17 protein-coding genes are annotated in these 19,773 nt (G+C 42.5%); 4 read left to right on the top strand and 13 right to left on the bottom strand.

Annotated features, from left to right (window positions below):
• Nucleotides 1–259 precede the first annotated feature (259 nt).
• The gene (locus tag ACQKCG_RS00260) at nucleotides 260–967 is read left to right on the top strand and encodes a hypothetical protein (RefSeq protein WP_101206437.1); all 708 of its coding nucleotides are present in this window, start codon (nucleotides 260–262) and stop codon (nucleotides 965–967) included.
• 122 nt (nucleotides 968–1,089) lie between these two features.
• Nucleotides 1,090–1,830, top strand: a complete 741-nt coding sequence (locus ACQKCG_RS00255) for an MHYT domain-containing protein (protein ID WP_101206438.1) — start codon at nucleotides 1,090–1,092, stop codon at nucleotides 1,828–1,830.
• 130 nt (nucleotides 1,831–1,960) lie between these two features.
• On the opposite strand, the gene ACQKCG_RS00250 is transcribed toward ACQKCG_RS00255, so the two are convergent.
• Entirely contained in the window at nucleotides 1,961–3,100 is a 1,140-nt protein-coding gene (locus tag ACQKCG_RS00250; protein WP_427584941.1) for an ATP-grasp domain-containing protein, read from the bottom strand.
• 285 nt (nucleotides 3,101–3,385) lie between these two features.
• Here ACQKCG_RS00250 and ACQKCG_RS00245 point away from each other — a divergent pair, with 285 nt between their 5' ends.
• On the top strand, nucleotides 3,386–4,660 hold the full coding sequence (locus tag ACQKCG_RS00245; protein ID WP_427584940.1) for a TerD family protein: 1,275 nt from the start codon (nucleotides 3,386–3,388) through the stop codon (nucleotides 4,658–4,660).
• Nucleotides 4,661–4,781: 121 nt separating this feature from the next.
• On the opposite strand, the gene ACQKCG_RS00240 is transcribed toward ACQKCG_RS00245, so the two are convergent.
• The 12 genes from ACQKCG_RS00240 to queC all read right to left on the bottom strand — a co-directional run bounded on the left by ACQKCG_RS00240 (nucleotide 4,782) and on the right by queC (nucleotide 18,323).
• Nucleotides 4,782–5,390 (bottom strand): TerD family protein, encoded by a 609-nt coding sequence (locus ACQKCG_RS00240; protein ID WP_057760836.1) that lies wholly within the window; start codon nucleotides 5,388–5,390, stop codon nucleotides 4,782–4,784.
• Between the two features lie 76 nt (nucleotides 5,391–5,466).
• A complete protein-coding gene (locus ACQKCG_RS00235; protein WP_057760834.1) occupies nucleotides 5,467–6,219 on the bottom strand; it encodes a TIGR00266 family protein in 753 nt (250 codons plus the stop codon).
• Nucleotides 6,220–6,425: 206 nt separating this feature from the next.
• Complete coding sequence (locus ACQKCG_RS00230; protein WP_057760832.1) at nucleotides 6,426–7,001, bottom strand: TerD family protein; 576 nt, start codon at nucleotides 6,999–7,001, stop codon at nucleotides 6,426–6,428.
• Between the two features lie 454 nt (nucleotides 7,002–7,455).
• Entirely contained in the window at nucleotides 7,456–8,376 is a 921-nt protein-coding gene (locus ACQKCG_RS00225) for a glutaminase (protein WP_427584938.1), read from the bottom strand.
• A gap of 252 nt (nucleotides 8,377–8,628) precedes the next feature.
• On the bottom strand, nucleotides 8,629–9,696 hold the full coding sequence (locus ACQKCG_RS00220; protein ID WP_057760827.1) for a DUF475 domain-containing protein: 1,068 nt from the start codon (nucleotides 9,694–9,696) through the stop codon (nucleotides 8,629–8,631).
• A 227-nt stretch (nucleotides 9,697–9,923) separates the two neighbouring features.
• Nucleotides 9,924–10,499, bottom strand: a complete 576-nt coding sequence (locus tag ACQKCG_RS00215; protein ID WP_057760825.1) for a TerD family protein — start codon at nucleotides 10,497–10,499, stop codon at nucleotides 9,924–9,926.
• 279 nt (nucleotides 10,500–10,778) lie between these two features.
• Nucleotides 10,779–13,085 (bottom strand): bifunctional 23S rRNA (guanine(2069)-N(7))-methyltransferase RlmK/23S rRNA (guanine(2445)-N(2))-methyltransferase RlmL, encoded by a 2,307-nt coding sequence (gene rlmKL / locus ACQKCG_RS00210; RefSeq protein ID WP_290175454.1) that lies wholly within the window; start codon nucleotides 13,083–13,085, stop codon nucleotides 10,779–10,781.
• A 150-nt stretch (nucleotides 13,086–13,235) separates the two neighbouring features.
• Complete coding sequence (locus tag ACQKCG_RS00205) at nucleotides 13,236–14,420, bottom strand: mechanosensitive ion channel family protein (protein WP_427584936.1); 1,185 nt, start codon at nucleotides 14,418–14,420, stop codon at nucleotides 13,236–13,238.
• Between the two features lie 161 nt (nucleotides 14,421–14,581).
• Nucleotides 14,582–16,072: a dihydrolipoyl dehydrogenase gene (locus tag ACQKCG_RS00200; protein ID WP_427584935.1), complete on the bottom strand. Its 1,491-nt coding sequence runs from the start codon at nucleotides 16,070–16,072 to the stop codon at nucleotides 14,582–14,584.
• Between the two features lie 145 nt (nucleotides 16,073–16,217).
• The gene (locus ACQKCG_RS00195) at nucleotides 16,218–16,715 is read right to left on the bottom strand and encodes a peroxiredoxin (protein ID WP_201569965.1); all 498 of its coding nucleotides are present in this window, start codon (nucleotides 16,713–16,715) and stop codon (nucleotides 16,218–16,220) included.
• A 175-nt stretch (nucleotides 16,716–16,890) separates the two neighbouring features.
• Nucleotides 16,891–17,220: a hypothetical protein gene (locus ACQKCG_RS00190; RefSeq protein ID WP_427584933.1), complete on the bottom strand. Its 330-nt coding sequence runs from the start codon at nucleotides 17,218–17,220 to the stop codon at nucleotides 16,891–16,893.
• Nucleotides 17,221–17,546: 326 nt separating this feature from the next.
• On the bottom strand, nucleotides 17,547–18,323 hold the full coding sequence (gene queC / locus ACQKCG_RS00185; RefSeq protein WP_201567452.1) for a 7-cyano-7-deazaguanine synthase QueC: 777 nt from the start codon (nucleotides 18,321–18,323) through the stop codon (nucleotides 17,547–17,549).
• Nucleotides 18,324–18,748: 425 nt separating this feature from the next.
• Between queC and ttcA the strand changes: the two genes are divergently transcribed.
• Nucleotides 18,749–19,771 (top strand): tRNA 2-thiocytidine(32) synthetase TtcA, encoded by a 1,023-nt coding sequence (ttcA, locus tag ACQKCG_RS00180; protein WP_427584961.1) that lies wholly within the window; start codon nucleotides 18,749–18,751, stop codon nucleotides 19,769–19,771.
• Nucleotides 19,772–19,773: the final 2 nt, after the last annotated feature.

Raw genomic sequence — 19,773 nt, 5'->3', positions numbered from 1 at the left:
TGTTTCGCGATTAATGAATTTCTAGTAGTTAGAGCACTTGTATGCTTAATAACTATAAAAATCGAAATTTCATCTACTGAATATAGTTCATTTCTTATAATATAAAAGATATACAAAAACTATTGTGTGGTTGATGTCTGAATATTTTTTATATTGTGAGAAAGTCAGTTGGTGGACCTTTGAAACGTTATTCACATTAGCTTATCTAGATAGCTTGATATAAGAAAGCGTAACAGTATTTTAAGAAAAGGAGTGCTCTGTGAAATTCTCTTGTGCATTAGAAACGTCTTCTGAACGTATTCGTCTGGTCAATGTTATTTCGCCGCTTATCAAAGCAGGTTATCAGCTAGTCTCCCAAAAGCAAGAACCTTCAGAGAATGGTGGTAATATCATTCATGTGATCGCAAGAAGCCTGGGCTCTAAAACGCAGGAAGATCTAATCGATGACTTGTCTTCAATTGAAGGTTGTACGCTTTTTAATCTAGAAATAGAAGAAGAAGGCGGATCGTCAGCTGCCCCTGCAAAAAAGACATTGGATGAGAAAAGCGTCTTATCAGCCATTGGTGCTTATTACCCTAAAATAGCAGATATTGTCAGCCAGTATGAAGATAGTTTGCCTATTGAGCGACGTGTGACGGCATTGCAAGAATTGGGTCGTAAGGTTGGTGGCGGCATTTACCAGCGTGATTATTCACTTGGTAGTCCACTGAAGATGCCTACTACGATTACTCGTGAGCTTGTGCCAGCACTAAAAGGCCTATCTAAAGTTAAAGCAAAAAACAATGTAATTTATTTAATCAAATGTCCGTTCTGTAAGTCGTCAGATCATACTCACTCAGGATGCCATTTTATTGTAGGTTATATAGAAGGCTTTTTGGCAAGCAACCCTGCTATAGATGTGGTTCAAGTTGAAGAGACTAACTGCGGCGCAGGCAGTACCAATATTTGCGAATTTACCATTGGGTAAGAAAAACTGTGTGTAGATAATTTCATGTCTATGCAAAAAAATCAACGAGTGAATGACGCACCGTGTTGCAATAAAAGTAACGTTATTTGACTCAATTCTTATGATAGATAAAAGGCAAAAAAATGATGGAAGTTGAATATAACTTACTTTTGGTGTTGGTCTCATACGCCATTGCAGTATTTGGTTCTTATGTTGGCTTAAACCTTGCCATTCGAGTACCTTCTGCCAAGCCAGGAACAGATTTGTATTTTTGGGTAGCGCTATCATCGATTGCTATCGGTGGTGCGATTTGGTCTATGCACTATATCGGTATGATGGCAGTAGATATGAAAATGCCTGTGACCTATGACTTAGGGTTAACAATTGTCTCAATGCTACTCGCGATTTGTTTCGTTGCAGTCGGTATTGTCATCGTAGGTCGCGGTGAGCCAAGCGTTGCTAAGCTAATCGGTGGCGGCGTACTTACTGGACTGGGTGTTGCAGCCATGCATTATACCGGTATGGCCTCTATGCAGATGGACGCTACCATGTCGTACAATATACCGCTGCTTATCCTATCGATTGTGATTGCTATCGCAGCTGCTATCGCTGCGCTATGGTTGGCATTCAATCTACGTGGTACATTACAGCGTTTTGGTAGTGCCTTCATCATGGGTCTTGCCGTTTGTGGTATGCATTACACTGGTATAGCCGCGATGGAAATGACGATGACTGATCACACAATGCCTATGGATTATACCCATGCAGGTGCCATCTCTTCATCTATTATGATCTTCATCGGTTCAGCAATCGTATTGAGCTTACTATGGGTCATTGCTTCTAAAAATGCACCTAAGCAAGCGACACTAGCCTTTGGCGAGTAATTTTAAACGCTCATTTTTGATACTTTTCAAGAATGAAGATAGTAAAAAAGGTTTTTAGATATTAATCTAAAAACCTTTTTTTGTGCCTATTCAAATCATTTACTAACCACGTGCATGCCTAGCGGACCATTCATTCGTCATCCTTTTCAATTTTGACACTCATCATAATAGAGCGTACTTGGCATGGTTCAATATGCTGAATATTGGTCTCTAAGTTAGGTTTCTCTGATAGCCCCAACCAATAAGAAAATCCGACTTGCGTTAAGTCGATCCCACTATGAGAAGTATAACCAATACCACCTGATGGACGGCTATTAATCTCAAGAACTCGGTGTTGACCACTATCATCAGCTTTGGTTTGTACACTGACGATGCCATCACAGCCAAAAGCCCTAATCAGTGGGATTACGACATCCATGACAGACTGCTCATAACCAACGTGTTGTATCTTTCCTGTTTTATGACGAGTGACAGCAGCTAGGACTTCGCCATATTCACAGACTACATCGATAGAGTACTCTTGCCCTGACAGATAAGGCATTAGCAGCATTGGAATAGGGCGCTCGTGTACCATTTGGCTGTTGGTATAGGCATTCACAAACTGAGCTGTGTTGATTTTTTTCTCTTCAGTGAAATATAAGTGCTCAAAGCTATCGTACTGCTCGTCATATTCTTTACCAGTGTCTAGTCGCCAAAACCCTTGTGCAAAAATACCGACAACAGGTTTCACGCATAGAGGTTGGTCACCATATTTGGCTAATAAATCCTCAAGCTCCGCCGTATTATTAAAACGCCATGCGTCTGCCGCTGGAATGTTATGAGTGTGACAATGCTGCATAAAAGCAAATTTATCATCGATTGATTCTAGTGCTGTTACGCTGGTTGCGCCCGTCAATAAGCGAATACCAGCAGCGTCAAATTTCTCACGATGCACTTCATAATCAATACCATTGCGCCCAGTCAGCAGTACTTTTACGTTATGCTTTTGAGCTTGCTCCAATACGAACTGCCAGCGTGGTATGGCAGTTTCATCAGTCATTTGGATATCAGTATCTATAATCGAGTCAGATGGCTCACGATAAATCATATCGGCGAATTCGAAAATCTCAGGTCTATCATGACGGTGTGAGGCAAAAACTTGAAAGGGCTTATTTGATCTGCTCTTTAGACTTTGTAAGCTCTTTAACATATCACGCTGGCTAGATTGGCCTTCAGCTAACCACGCTACTACTGGTATTGAAGGGTTACTATTGTCAGCAAGATTATTCATAATTCTCTCAGCGTTATCGTTAGGTGTAGGGGAGTGGGCAAGTCAATATTGCTACTGTAAATCTAGTAGTAGTAGCAAAGGTATACGGTTTAATAGGACGTATTATATACAAATGATATGCGTTATAAACGCCTCTGATAAAATAGTCATAGGGATTTGTAAGGATGACTTTAGCGATTATATCGCGATTGTCTGGTTCAAAATTTTCATAATATCCATGCTACTATATGATGATAGTCGGCATGACAATGACAACAGCATAATAAATAATCTAAAGGACGTATGATGAGTCAAAACCAACCTCAAAAACTAATTGCAGGTGCCAATGCGCCACTACCGACTGACAATATTAGCATTCGTATTTTAAGCCAAAACGCCATTGATTGTGCCGCTTATCGCCTGACTAATGACGGCAAAGTACGCGGTGATGGAGACATGATATTTTATGGTCAGACACGTAGCGATGATGGTAGCCTTAGCTTTCGCGGTCATGACAGTGATGGGTTTTTTGATATTAATTTGTCTGCACAGCCTGCAAGTATTGAGAAAATTGCCCTAGCGTTCTCTAGTGCGCAAACACTATCGCAAGTTGGCGATGTGGATATTCAAGTATTACAGGGCAGTCAAGTGCTGATGACCTGTCAGCTGAGTAGCGCTGGACGTAATGAAAAAGCCATTATATTGGCTGAATGCTATCGCAGACAAGGAAACTGGAAATTTCGTTTTATCGCCCAAGGGTTTGAAGGAGGGTTAAAACCTTTGTCTGAGCATTTTGGTGTGGAAATCGCTGATGACGCACCTGCCCAAAACCATAACCCTGCACAAAGCCAGCCTCAACCTATCAACACGCAGCGACCAATCAATACGCAAAAAGCAGGCAGCATGTCTCAAGCTAACAACCCGCCACCGATTCCTGCCAGTCCTTCGATTAACTTAAGTAAAATAACCTTAACTAAAAACCAATCTAGCATTAATCTAAAAAAACGTGATGACTTTGGCAAAATTTCAGTCAATTTAGACTGGAACCAACGCCCTCAAAGTGATAAATCAGCACCCAAAAAAGGCATACTGGGAGACCTGTTTAAGCAGCATCAATCAAGCGGTATCGATCTAGATGTCTGTGCTATGATTCATCTAAAAAATGGTGAAAAAACCCTGATTCAAGCGTTGGGCAATCGCTTTGGTAGTTTACAATCAGCGCCTTATGTTTGCCTACGTGCGGATGATAGAACGGGGCAGGTAAGTGGCGGTGAATGGCTGGATATCAATGGTCAGCAATGGTCGCAGATTGAAGAGGTATTTATCTTTGCATTTATCTACGAAGGCGCACCTAACTGGGAAAAAACCGATGGGGTCGTGACTATTCATGTCCCAGAGCAATCACCGATTGAGACACGTTTGACCGAAGGTGCGGGTAATCTACCAATGTGTGCCATTGCCCGTTTGGTCAATCAGCAAGGCAGTATCAATGTTGAGCGTATCAACCAATACTTCAAAGGTCACCAAGAAATGGACAAAGCGTTTAATTGGGGCTTTAGCTGGAAGCGTGGACGTAAATAGTATTCTTAACTATAGATAATAAGCATAAAAGAGCGGCCCATCTATTGATAGATGGGCCGCTCTCTTTTGAAATAAACTACTTAACTAGATTGGTAATAATCCAGTTCAAGTCTCAAGTCAATTATGCATGCGGTGTTATAGCAGGCATTAAGTCGTGGAAAGTACGGCCAGAAGCTGTCTCGCCAATCGCATGCATTTTCCACTCATTATTATGACGATAGACCTTTGCCATTACCATCGCTGTATGTCCACCTTGGGCAGACAAGTTATAACGTGCTACTTCGCTGTTATTATTGGCATTAACGATACGGCAAAACGCATTTTCTACTGTCTCAAATGTTTGACCAGTAAAGCTATTGACCGTAAATACCAATGAAACCACATTGGCAGGTACTCTTGAGAGATCGACATTGATGACTTCATCATCGCCATCACCGTCGCCAGTACGGTTGTCACCCGTATGGACGATACTGCCGTCTTTCGATTTTAGCTGACTGAACCAAATGGCATCAACTGCTTGCTTATTGGCATCGAACATGATGCATGAAGCATCTAAATCGATAGAGTCGCCGCCAGAACCGCCGCCGAATAACTTTCCTAGGAAACCACCTTTTTTATCTTGTGGCCCTTGCGCGACATCCCAGCCTAGACCCAATTTAACTTGAGTTAGCTCGCCGCCAGCTTCTTTGCTTAGGGAGATTTTTTGACCTTTTTGAAGACTAACTGCCATGTGAGTATCCTTATAATAATTGTGAGTAAAACCGTTTAAAAATAATGCTAAAGAGTATTATAAATTGCGAAAGGTGTTATAAGATATTATCTAAAAAGCCACCGCCGCCGCCACGTCCACCTGAGCTACTACCTAGAACGCTTTGTATCCAACCTTGATAACTGTCACGATTGCGCGAGCAAATAATGACTTTACCACTTCCTGAGAAGTTTAGAACCATACCTTCGCCACTGGTAACGGAGTTGATGATATTGCTCATGATGCCTTTTTTCTTACTGGTCGAAACTGATAGTTTGTATTCAAGATTTGAATCCCAGCAGACTACATGACCGTTATCAATGATGACGTCTTTGTCTGGTGTGACATCAATCTCAAACAACGAACCAAAACCAGATACCACGACTTGGCCTTGACCTTGGGTCTGCATCACCATAAAGCCGCCTGTATCACCAAACACTGCACCGCCTAAATTGCGCTGAATATTGGCTCTGATATCGACACCAGTTTGGGCTGCGACAAACGCACCATCACTCAATGTATACTGCTGCTTGCCAACTTCTATGATTTGCATATCCCCATCAAGCGTGGGCGCAAGCAAACAGTCGCCCTCACCATTAACCGCTTCAATCTGCTGTTGGAACAATGATTCATCGTTTGCAAAGCGGCGCATCAGTGACTGCATCAGCCCACCTTGTAGCTTACCTTTCAGCTCAAGATTGGACTCCATCATCACCATTGCATTGGCTTCACAATAAATTGAATCGCCTTTTTTAAGATTACAATGCAAAAAAGGTTCAATAGTACCGATTAAACTGAATGTTGCGGCCATGGCTTGCAAATCCTTATTCTAATATCTTTGTTAAGTACTCTTAATATGTGCGTGTGCTTTTAGATGCTCTATAGATTTTAATGATAAGCCAGTTAAATTTAAAGCCATCAAATGCGTTAAAGGGGCACACTTGATGGCTCATTGGATCATAACCAGACGTCTGATTATGATAACTGGCTTGCTAAAGGTTTACGTTGGTTCTAACGTTAAACATTTACGCCATAAGAGGCTGCTAATGGTCCAAGACCACCGCTGAAGCCTTGACCTACAGCACGGAATTTCCAATCACCGCTGTGACGATATAATTCACCAAAAATCATCGCTGTCTCAGTGCTGCCGTCTTCTGATAAGTCGTAACGAGCGATTTCAGATTCGCCATTGTCGTTTACAACACGGATATAAGCATCACCAACTTGACCGAAGTTTTGGTTACGTGCTTGGCCTTCGTAGATGATGGCACAGATAGCTACTTTGTTGACATCAGCTGGAATGCTCGCAAGATTGATTTTGATTTTCTCATCATCGCCATCGCCTTCGCCAGTACGGTTATCACCAGTATGCTCAACAGCGCCGTTGTCTGATTTTAGGTTATTGAAAAAGATAAAATCTTGGTCGTTACGGACTTTGCCTGCTTCGTTAATCAAGAAACCGATTGCATCTAAATCAAACTCTTGGCCGTCAGTGGCACGTGGATCCCAGCCTAGACCGACTGTAATGTTAGTTAAGCCTGGCGCTTCTTTTGATAAGTTTACGTTGCCGCCTTTTGTTAAGCTAATAGCCATACAAATATCCTTTGGATTAATAGTTAAGTGGATTGATTGATAAAAAATAAACTAAAAGTTGTGCAGTGACTGATATTTCAGAGCAAATAATAAAAACTTACCTGTACGCTATGCCCTGCATATCATTAGGTTTTACTATACTAAGCGTTTGCTCACTAAGCAAGGCGTATTTTGTGCACTTACTATATGCTTACTAAGGGACATAATACTTCTGTATCTTTGATAATTTCTAATCAACTTAGCAATAGTCGTTAAGATATTGTTATGAAAAGTAATGTTTCATACAAAAGGGATTTAGCACAAAGGTCGCTTAGATAAAACAATCGCTTTAAAAAGCACCGACTGACTATATGGGCTTAGAATAAACCAACTCATGGCTTCGGTATGCTTCGCAGCTAGTATGAGAGCTTGGCATTATATAAAAAACCTATTTAGACAAATATACATGTATATCTTATTCTGCAAAAACCGACCAGCCAGTTTTTTGTACGAAGCGCTCTAGTGCTTTTAGTCCAAGCTTAGAGTTACCTACATGATCAAGCCCTGGTGACCAAACAGCGATGGATCCTTTACCCGGTGCTATCGTCAAAATACCGCCACCAACACCACTTTTGCCTGGTAAGCCCACACGGTAAGCAAATTCGCCAGAACCATCATAATGACCACACATCATCATCAATGAGTTAATACGGCGTGCTCGTTTTTCATTGATTACACGTACTCCTGAGTGCTTATCAACTCCGTTAGACACTAGATAAAGACCGGCACTGGCCAACTGTTGGCAGTTCATTGCAATCGAGCACTGATGAAAATACGTACCTAATACATTATCCACATCGTGTCTTAAACGACCAAAGGATTTCATAAAGTGCGCCAGAGAGGCATTTCGGTCCTTGTGCGCCATCTCAGAAGCCGCTACTTTATGATCAAAGCGAATTGACTCATCATCTGCAATGAGGTGAACAAACTGCAGGATTTCACCCAGTATTTCTTTGGGTTTATGCCCCATCATAATAGCATCCACCACGGCAATGGCACCAGCATTGATAAAAGGATTGCGCGGTCGGCCAGACTCGTGCTCGAGCATCACAATTGAATTAAAGGGATCGCCAGATGGTTCACGCCCGACATGTGTCCAAAGTGTATCGCCTAGCTTGCCAAGACCAATGGTTAAGGTAAATACCTTAGAGATACTTTGGATGGAAAACAGAGTGCTTGCATCACCTGCTGCATACATATGCCCATCAGGAGTCGCTACGGCTATACCGAACTGGTTCGGGTCGACATGAGCCAATTGCGGGATATAATCTGCTACTTTGCCGCGGGCAGTTTCTCTTGCCATCTCTGCGGCAATATCATCAAGAATTTTTTGCATATCGTTTATAGGGTCTTTTTTCGACAATTTATTTAAGGATGAGGATTTTAACTGAAGATAGGGTAATAGTAACAGGGCAAACGTAATTTTAACCATTGATTGTCTTAATTATGGGTTATTCCGATATTTTGGGGCTTCAATATGACTTAACAGTAAGGCAAAAATAGTATGACAAAAAACAGGCCATACCTGATGATATGACCTGCTTAGATGTATAACTAAACCAAATACAGACTACACTGAGAACATGCCCTAGTTCAGGCTTGCTTTCTCAGCTTTACGATGCTGAAGTGACGCTAGCAGCGCCCAACCAATAAAGGCAATACCAATCAGACCAGTGATAATCTCTGGTACATGGAACTTCACTGACAATAGCATAATCAGTGCCAATGCGCCGATAGCATAATGTGCGCCGTGCTCAAGATAGATAAACTCGTCAAGCGTGCCTTTGTCTACCAAGAAGATAGTCATAGAACGTACGAACATCGCACCAATCGCAAGACCTAACATGATAACAATCACGTCATTGGTGATTGCAAATGCGCCAATCACACCATCGAAACTGAATGAGGCATCTAGGACTTCTAAGTATAAGAAACCAATGATACCGCCTTTCATAATGGCACTGGTCGCCGCAGCGCCCGAACCATTCTCTTCGTTTTCTAGGTCTTCTTCCAGATCGCCCTCAAGCATACCTGATACAACCTGTACGCCCAGATAAACCAAGATACCCCAAACACCTGCGATTAGGACAGCGCTTGACTGCTCTGCATTAGCCCACGATACCGCAATCATCAAGACGATAAGCGCTACAAATACGCTCATGGCATCGACTTTACCTAGCTTGGCTAAACGGCTCTCAAGCCAGTCAAACCAATGTACTTCTTTGTCATCAAAAATAAAGTTCAAGAACACCAATAGTAAGAAGATACCACCAAATGCTGAGATTTCTGCATGGTGTGCCATCAGTCTTGCTGAGTACTCTTCAGGGCTATATAAAGCCAAGTTGATGACTTCCATCATACCAAGGTCAGCAGTAACCGCGACGATGACAATAGGGAAGACCAATCGCATACCGAATACGGCGATTAGGATACCAACGGTTAAAAATATCTTTTTCCAAAATTCGTCCCAGCCCTTAAGGACTGAAGCATTGACCACCGCATTATCAAAAGATAATGAAATCTCCATGACGGCCAAAATAGCGGTAATAGAAAGAGTGGCTATCATGCCACCCATACCGCCATGTGAATATCCCCACCATGCTGCTATTGCCAAAGCAATTGCGGTAAAGATAAAGTCTAAATAAAAATGTCTCATGACACATCCTGTATGGTTGCGTAAAGCTAAGGTCTACCTAGTATAGGCATGAACCGCAAAAAAGCGGTTATTACTAACCACTTTTTATGCATAATTTTAAACGAAACGTAAAGCATTACTAGTCATTTGGCCATTAAAAATTGTGACTATTTGCAACGATGGCAGTTTACTGTTTTGGACGTGATGACGGTGACTAATAACTGACTAAATACCAGTAAATAATGGTTTTAGATATCAACACCGTATTGCTGACACATCGCTTGCAAGCCGCCTGAATAGCCTTGACCAACAGCACGGAATTTCCATTCGCCGTTGTGACGATATACTTCGCCAAACACCATCGCTGTCTCTACAGAGTAATCTTCTGCTAGATCAAAACGTACGACTTCAGTGCCTGTTTCTTCATTGACGACACGGATAAAGGCGTTTGCGACCTGACCAAAGTTCTGGCTACGCGCAGCCGCGTCATGAATAGTCACTGTCACGACTACTTTATCTACATCTGCAGGTACTTGAGTGAGATTTACTTTGATAACTTCATCATCACCGTCGCCTTCGCCAGTACGGTTGTCACCAGTATGCTCAACAGCGCCATTGTCAGACTTCAGCTGATTGTAAAAGATAAAGTCGTGATCACCGCGTACTTTACCCGCGCCATTTAGCAAAAAAACGCTAGCATCGAGATCGAACTCAGCACCAGAGGTGGCGCGCTCATCCCAGCCAAGACCGATAAGTAGCTTGGTTAAATTTGGGTCAGTTTTCGTTAGCGATAAATTACCGCCTTTATTAAGTGATAAAGCCATGGTGTTATCCTTTTTATTAGACGTTAGTGGTTTTATAAGGTCATCGAAAAAAGGCGATGCTTACGCAATAACTGCGCAAATCTATCGCCTAGTAACGCTCTATCATAGCAACAAAAAATGGCCCAATCAAAGCTGATTGGGCCATTGTTATATTTCATATACATTCGGCAAAAAACAGAAGTTTCAGGTACTTATATTGCCCTTATAAATCTATAGTCTTATTTATCAAAATCCTGTTTACGGACTTTAGATTCTAAGCTTTAAATTTAAAACTTCGAATTATAGACTTTGACGATGACGAATCTCAAAGCTTTGATGAATCGGCTTTTTGATATTGAAATCAAAGCCAATGGTTTTTTGCGTGATATCAATGATGTCATAACGCTGAGTCAACTGCTCATCTAACTCAAAACGCGTAAAGTTGTTAGAAAAGTACAAGACACCATCAGAGGTTAGACGGTTCATCGCACGATTAATCAATGCAGCATGATCACGTTGCACATCAAAAGTACCTTGGAATTTTTTAGAGTTTGAGAAAGTCGGCGGATCAATAAAGATAACATCGAACTGTTCGGTATTGTCTTTAATCCACTCAAAGATATCGGCAGCAACGAATTGGTATTTATTGCGGCTAACGTCCAAACCGTTCAAGACAAAGTTTTGTTTGCCCCAATCTAGATAGTTCTGTGACAAATCGACGCTAGTGACTTTTTTCGCACCAGCAAGCGCTGCATGCACACTTGCGGTACAAGTATAAGCGAACAGGTTAAGTACTGCTTTACCGCGACTGTTATCTTTGATACGAGCACGCATATTACGGTGATCGATAAACAGACCAGTATCTAAATAATCTGTAAAGTTGACATACAGGTAGGCACCATCTTCGCGCGCAACATGAAACTTGCCACGTTTTTCTGTGGTGTTCTGCTTGCTGTACTGATCGTTACCAGACTGACGAGCACGCGTTTTGATAAAGATCTGTTCACGGTTAATATCAAAGACTTCACGGATACCCATCAATGCCAAGTTAAAGCGTTTCTTTGCAGTTTCAGGTGGGATGGTCTTTGGCGGCGCATATTCTTGCACATGCGCATAATCACCGTATAAGTCGATCGCGACTTTGAAATCAGGTAAATCAGCATCGTAAACACGAACGTTGCTTACATTGTCTTTTTTGGCCAGTTTCTTGAGTTTAGCAAGGTTTTTTTGCAGACGATTAATAAAGTCTTGACCATCTTCTACTTCGATCTCGCGTTTCTCAAAACGACTAACAAGATTGCCCGTTTGCCCAGCGATAAGCGTTCCGTAGCGGAAATAGACGGTGATAGCACCATTATGACAGCGTAAGGTTTTTGGTTCTTTAATCGGTAGAATATCTACTTGTTCAACATGAGAGGCCAATATGCCAAGCATCGGGTCAATGCCACTACCGGCAAAGCTGTCTTGCAATATCAGCCCAATCGCTTGATACAACGGCTTAATCATTTCCTCATCACCCAAACGCTCACCATATGGTGGGTTGGTAATGACCAAAGGGTTGCTCAATCGACCATCATTAACCAATGGCTTGAGCACGTTGCTGAGTTGGTCAAGCGCACGATGTTCGATATCGAGTAGCGGTAAAATGTCCTGTAGACCTGCGGCAATTAAGTTCTTTTCTGTGGCAAGAATCGCACCACTATCAGCATCAAAGCCTAGCATAAGTGGCAACGTATCAGGCTGCTCGTTGGCAATCTCTAATGCTTCGCGGAAACGCGTTTGAGCATCATCAATCATCTCTTGCCATAGCGTCTCGTCATGATGCTGCCACTGGTAAAAGCCAAATTGATTGGCAGCTTTGTCGATACCCACGGCATAGTCGCAATGCATCAATAGCGCTTCAATAAGGAACGTTCCAGAGCCGCACATTGGGTCGATTAACGCATTATAGAAAGGTGCGTCGCCAGCTTCATTTTTCTTGTGCCAACCAGCGCTATAGAGTAGGGCGGCTGCCAAGTTTTCTTTTAATGGTGCTTCTGTCATGGCCACACGGTAACCACGGCGATGCAAACTGGTACCAGATAAATCTAAATACAACTCAGCTTGCTTGTCATTGATGGTTGCAAAAACAGAGAAGTCTGGGTTTTTGCTATCGACGTTAGGACGGCTATCGTAAACTTCGTTAAACGTATCGGCAATTGCATCTTTGATACGTAGCATCGCAAACTGCTGACTGACAGCGACACGCTTATCGACAGACAGACGAATAGCAAAGGTTTGCTCTAGGCTAAACTGCTCAGTCCAATTGACCGATTTTGCCAAGCCGTATAGCTGCTCTGCAACGTCGTATTCTGCATTGATGTTTTTACGTTTAATCAGCATCAATACCCGCGAGGCCACGCGTGACCATAGGCAGATGGTATATAGCTCACGCAAGCCACCAGTTACGGCTAGACGGCCGGTACTTTTGATTTCGCTGTCAATGCCAAAACTGGTTAGCTCAGTCTGAAGTGGTGCCTCAAGCCCATCGGCACAGGTAATAATAAGATCAAGCGACAACTCTGGTGAAGCTGCTGTTAGAGATGCGGGCGCGGTTTGTTCGGTCATACGGGTACCTGTGGGCTAAATTGACAAAAAAGCAAATAATAAGATAATCGGTGTAACCGGCAATTTTACCATAATTCACAGTAGGATGGTTCAAAGTAGCCGTGTTTAAGATTTTAAGATGCGATAGTCAAATACGGGAAAACAAATTCTCTACTCACCTTTCGTCAGTGGTAATTCCTCTGGGACGATTTGAGTAGTGGTTGCAAAGGGTTTAGTCGCGATAGGGTAGTCAACATCCTTTGGCATCAGCAATCGCATATGCGGATAGGGCGTAGAAATGTTGGCAGCATCAAATGCAATTTTAATTTCTTCTTGCAGCACTTCTTTGATTTTGGGGATGCGGGCAACGGCTGCTGGTTTGACCCAAAAACGTACGATAAAGAACACCCCGTACTCGCCAATTTCTGCCACGGTCGCTGAGGTCTCAGGACGATTAAGCACCGCATCGGTATTGCTGAGTACTTGCAAAATTTCCTTACGAGCCGTCTCAATATCATCTTCGAACGCGATACGCACACGAATATCAAAACGGATAAAGTTTTTGGACGTCAGGTTAATCACCTCGGAGGAGGCAACGTTGGAGTTTGGGATAATGACAGTGATATTGTCTCGAGTGAGGATATGAGTGGTGCGCAACGCGATAAGTACTACGCGCCCTTCATTGTCATTGATATGAATCCAATCACCGACCTGAAAAGACTGCTCAAGTAAAATAGTGATACCAGCGATAAAATTAGCAAGGGTAGACTGAGCGGCGAAGCCAACCGCCAAACCAACAATACCCAAACCCGCCACTAACGATACAATGTCGAAGCCAAATTGCGCCATGACGCTGGCAAGCCCGAGTACCAATAGTAATACAGATAAAATATTTTTGAGTAGCTGCTCTATGGAAGCATTGAGCCCATAGTGCTGCAGGACTCTGTGAATGATTTGTCCTGATGATGCCCAAAGTACGTAATAGATGCCCGCCCAAGTGCTTGCCTTTGCGGTGGCTTTGATGGTCTCTGGCTCAAAGTTTATCTGACTCATAATCGCTATCAGACTGGCGACAATCCAGACATAGCGCAAAACTGAACGGACAATCTTAGTGCGGCGCTCATTTAGTCTAATTTTGGCTTGGCTTTGTCTAAGAATATAATTGGCCAACCAATAAAAAAATCCCAATACCGCAAGCAGTATTAGGATTTTGATGCCAGTGCTCGCCAATTCTACTGCTTGAGAGGACCAATTAAGTGACTCTTCATCTATAGAGCCGCCGAGAGCAAGATATAGGCTAGTATGTAAGTCGCGAACGATCTCTTCAAAAAAGTCGGTAACACTAGCGATTGGCATTTTTTCGTCCATGCAGGATGTGTTTGTACAAAAAGTTGTAAACGAATATCTATTTATAAATTACCTCAAGTCGTCAAGGCAATCAAATAGGGGCAAGGCTTCAAACTCATTAGTGCCAGTTTGAAATTATTACTGACTTGAGGAACTAACCAATTAGTAGATTAAAAATTGTTTTCTTGAGCATCTTGAGATTGGAAAGGTATCTCCATTTTGTACTGTACATCACGTAGAGCCGTACGTAGTCCCTCTAGTATCGTTGGATGATAAAAAGGAGTGTCGAGCATGTCTTTGATACTTAGGTCATTGGTAATTGCTGTAGCAAGTATATGACCGATATATTCAGCGTCAGGGCCGACCATACTAGCGCCTAAAATTCTGTCTGTCTTTTTGCAACCATAGATATGTAGCAATCCGCAATTGACGCCCATCACACGGCTGCGTCCTTGATTATCAAAGCTCACGCTACCGATAACGAATTCGAGTTCTGAATCTTTTTGAATCTCTGGTAAAGACATACCAACATTGACGATTTGCGGTGAGCAAAATACGATAGAAAAAGGTGTCGCAGGTGGGCGAATATAAGCCGCTTCTGTATTTTCGCAGACCATACTGCCTGCACTATACCCTTCATCGCTAGCCACATGCAGTAACGGAATATTAGCATTGGCATCACCAACGATATAGACGTTTAAGTCGCCAATCTGACCTGTTTTTTTACTCAAGTTTTTTGGACGGTTCTTATCGTCTAGCTTAACGCCTAAGTTTTCGACACCTAGCTGCTTAATATCATTGCGACGACCAGTAGCAACTAAGACGTACTCACCTTGCCATTGCTGAGACTCACTAGCACTATCTTTATATTTGATAAATGCACTTTTATTACCGTCATCTGCTTGTGTACCTACATCGGTAATTTCGCTGCCTAGATGCATGGTCAATTCATGACTTAAGCAATCCATGGCTTTATTATTAATATCATCATCTTTTAGACCAGCCACTTGTTTGGCACGGTTTAGCAGCGTGACTTCTACACCCAAGCGTGTGAATGCTTGTGCAAGCTCTAGACCGATGGCACCAGCACCGACGACAGCCATCGTTTTTGGTAAGTCTTCAAGCTCAAAGACACTATCAGAAGTGAGCATAGTATCACCAAGCTTCTCCGCCCATCCATCAGGAATAAACGGCGAGCTACCTGTGGCGACAATGATTTGCTCAGCAGCAATCAACTCATCATTGACCTCGATTAGCCCTTGCTCATTAATACGAGCACGACCGTCGATTTTCTTATGATCAGGCCAGCTGTCTACTTGTTTTTTAATGTAACTGGCAAAATGACTGCGTTCGTCACGCACACGCTCCATGACTCGTTTGCCATCGACTTGCGCGGTTGCATGAATACCAAATTCAGCAGAATGGTTGGCATCGTGTGCGCGATCAGCAGCTGCAATTAGCAGCTTACTAGGCATACAGCCGACCGCAATACAGGTCGTGGTCCAAAACCCTTCATTAATAATGACCACATCATCTTTGATTTTACTTGCTTGGCGAAAAGCATTTTGACCTGCGGTACCAGCACCAATAATAGCGACAGATACTTTGCGCGTGACTTCTCTCGGCGTATCGTCAGTGGTAGTGCCAGATTGTTTATTCATATTATTCTCTAATAGGGTAAAGGTTATATTCAGTAATAGACTAAATTCTCGGCTTATATTTTTTTATTCTATTTTTATCGTTCTTATGATGAATATTGACTTAATTATAGTGCCAATAATACTGATTTAAGTACATAACCAGTAATTATGGCGCCAATATAGTCAGTAAGCGACTGGTATAGTCTTTAGCACGTAAGTTACGCTGAGCATGAGTCAGCTCACTGTTTTTATCGAATACAAATGCCGAACGTACAAGGCCTAACGTAACTTTGCCGTACATATTTTTTTCTTTGATAACATCAAAATACTGGCATAGCTTTTCATCAGTATCACTGATGATTGGAATCTGTAAGTCATATTTGTCGATAAATTTTTCATGAGATTCAACACTATCACGAGAGACGCCAATAATGTCGTAGCCCAATTCATCAAAGTCATGAAGGTGCGAGGTAAACTCTGTTGCCTGTGTGGTGCAGCCTGGCGTGTTGTCTTTGGGATAAAAATACAGAATAAGGCCTTTATCGGTATTGGCGACCATTTCTTTTAAATTAATTTCATCATGGATAAAATTACCAGCAAGCTTGCGTACTATGGTTACTGGAAAATCAGGTAGGTGAATGGTTTCTGTCGTTGGCTTGGCCATTGTAAAATCCTTATTAATTTTAGTTATGTGTACTGGCTTAATGATGGTTCTATTTATAGTGTTCTTATTATAAGCAGATTAGTAGAAATAAATAATCAGTTTTACACTTTGTCCATTCATTGGCAACAAAAAAGACTGGCAATGGCCAGTCTTTTGTATATCAAACGATTAGAGGTTACGCAGGTTTTTGTGGCTTCTTCAAATCTAAGCCAACGGTGCACTGCTGCAGATCTTTTTGCATCGCTTTCACATATGGCAGGTTAGAAGGGTCTTTCTTGTCTTGTGCGTAGCTTTCGATTTCCCACATTTGACCGATAGTCATGTTGCTGCGCACACCAATAGTACAGTTACATAGTTTGGTTGCGTTGCTTTTGTCAGCGACTTTATACTTGACTGCGCCATTGACACATGAATTGATATTGTCTTGCTTAATGTCAGCAGCGTTGGCTTGTGGCAAGGCAAACAGGGCCGCTAAGGCTAGGGGTAGTACTGGCAACAACTTCATAAATTTCCTCTTACGGGTAGCGTCAATTTTTTGTCTTTTACTCAATGCAAAGTCAACTCATCAATATATGAGTGACCGATATCGTCAGTTACATCTTTCGATAAATATAATCGTTCATACGATAGCAAGTATGTCGATTAGAATACAAGAACGACGTGCTGTGTTAATGCAAGCGAATGTTGCGCGAATGTTGATGGGTATCATCATACCACGCAACATTTAGCGTTAATGCATAGTGGGTTCGATATGATTTAGACATAAGGAAGGATAGTGGAATAAGTGCGCCTTATACTGTATCCAGTCTATATAGGACCGACTAAAATTAATTAAGACTGATAATGAGTAGGGTCAGTTACGCCAGCTTGGGCGAAGCCCTGACGACGTAATGCGCAGCTATCACAAACACCGCAAGCAAGGCCATTGGCATCTGCACGATAACAAGAAATCGTCTGTCCGTAATCGACACCTAATGACAGACCAAGCTCAATAGTTTGGGCTTTTGACAGTTGCTGCAATGGCGTTTGAATCGATAAGCGATGACCAGTAACGCCTGCTTTTGTCGCAAGGTTGGCCATATGTTCAAAGGCAGCTATATACTCTGGGCGACAGTCAGGGTAGCCAGAATAGTCAACTGAGCTGACACCGATGACGATATGGTTGGCATCAGCGACTTCGGCGACTGCTAACGCGTATGATAAGAAGATAGTATTACGCGCAGGAACATAGGTATTTGGGATAGCGTCGTTATCGATTTCGTCGCGTTTTTTGCTAGGGAATTTGTCCGAATCACCGTCTGGCACGATCATGCTGTGGTCTGTTAATGATGAACCACCCAGTTGTGCGATATCAATATCGATGATTCTATGATTGACGCCTGCTGTCTCAGCGATGGTCTTTGCGGCCACAAGTTCACTATTATGACGCTGACCATAGTTAAAGCTGACTGCTGTCACTGATGCATAGCGCGCTTTTGCCCAATATAAGCAAGTCACCGAATCGAGACCGCCTGATAAAAGGACAACCGCATTTTGGCTTTTGGTAAGAGCAGCTAAATCAGCATCTGATACTTGATTGGGGGTGTCTTGCAAAGTAACGTTAGTCATAGTGATATCTATTATTGGTTTACGAAAACGGCTATTTTAGCAAAAATACGTCTACTACAGAACCACGAAGCGACCAATCACCCGTCACTAAGCTAGTTTACATAGCACTGCAATAAAATAAAGTCGGTATTACTGTCATCTTTTCAATCTGTTAGCAATATTTGTTATAATCGCAGCTTTTAAAGTATCAGTCACATGACATTGGTGATAACGCTTTAAAAGCCTTATCGCAAATCGCTTTATAGTAAAATCACCCTTATAAAGATATTGAGTAACTTATGACCGCAGCAACCTTATTTACGCCGAATATTCCTTCTCAAGCTGATGATGTATCTGATGCAATGAGCTTTGATAGTCAGGCTTTGGAGACCGATACTGATAGTAGAGAGTACGATGACGTCTTTGAAGAGGGCAGTGATGAGGACATGATTGACGAGCAGTTTGCCGATGCGAAAGCACCTACCGAATCAGCGTACTTTCGTAAACTACAAAAGAAGCTGCGTCGCCAAGTCTCTTGGGCAATCCGCGATTTTAATATGATTGAAGATGGCGATGTGGTGATGGTCTGTGTTTCGGGTGGTAAAGACAGCTATACCTTACTCGATATTTTATTGCTGCTAAAACGCATTGCACCGATTCATTTTGATATCGTCGCGGTGAATCTTGATCAAAAGCAGCCAGGCTATCCGGAAGACATTTTACCTGCGTATCTAAACGAGCAGGGCATCGCTCACTATATTTTAGAAAAAGACACATATAGCATCGTCAAAAGCGTGGTGCCAGAAGGCAAGACTTATTGCTCTGCATGCTCACGTCTACGCCGCGGCTCACTATATGGCTTTGCCAAACAAATTGGTGCGACTAAAATTGCCCTTGGCCATCATCGTGATGATATGCTGGCGACCTTCTTTTTGAACTTATTCCATGGTGGTGCGCTCAAATCCATGCCGCCCAAGCTACTGAGTGATGACAAGCAAAATATGCTGATTCGCCCATTGGCCTATGTCGAAGAGAAAGACATCATTGAGTACGCCAAATTAAAGGAATTCCCAATCATTCCTTGTAATCTGTGTGGCAGCCAGACTAATCTACAGCGTGCCATCATCAACGATATGCTGCGTGAATGGGATGACGCTCATCCGCAGCGTTTGGCTTCTATCTTTAAGGCAATGCAAAACGTTGCGCCATCGCAATTAGCTGATCGTGAGCTTTTTGATTTTGAAACACTCAGTCTTGATCGTGATAATGATGAGCGTTTATTTGAAGGCGACAATATTCAAGCCGGGCAGACAGAGAGTTTGGCTGAGATTGGTTTACCTGTATCGCCAAGGACGCAAACGTTCAATCCTAAGTTCGCTAGTGACAAGCCTTATTCCACAGAGACGGACAAAGCCGCGCAAAACGAGCGTAAAGCACAGAAAATCCCAACGATTAACCCTGTGATTTAGTA

The organism is Psychrobacter sp. NPDC078929 (genome assembly GCF_050267985.1).
In the GTDB taxonomy this organism is placed as follows: domain Bacteria; phylum Pseudomonadota; class Gammaproteobacteria; order Pseudomonadales; family Moraxellaceae; genus Psychrobacter.
This window is presented reverse-complemented; position numbering and strand designations above follow the sequence as displayed.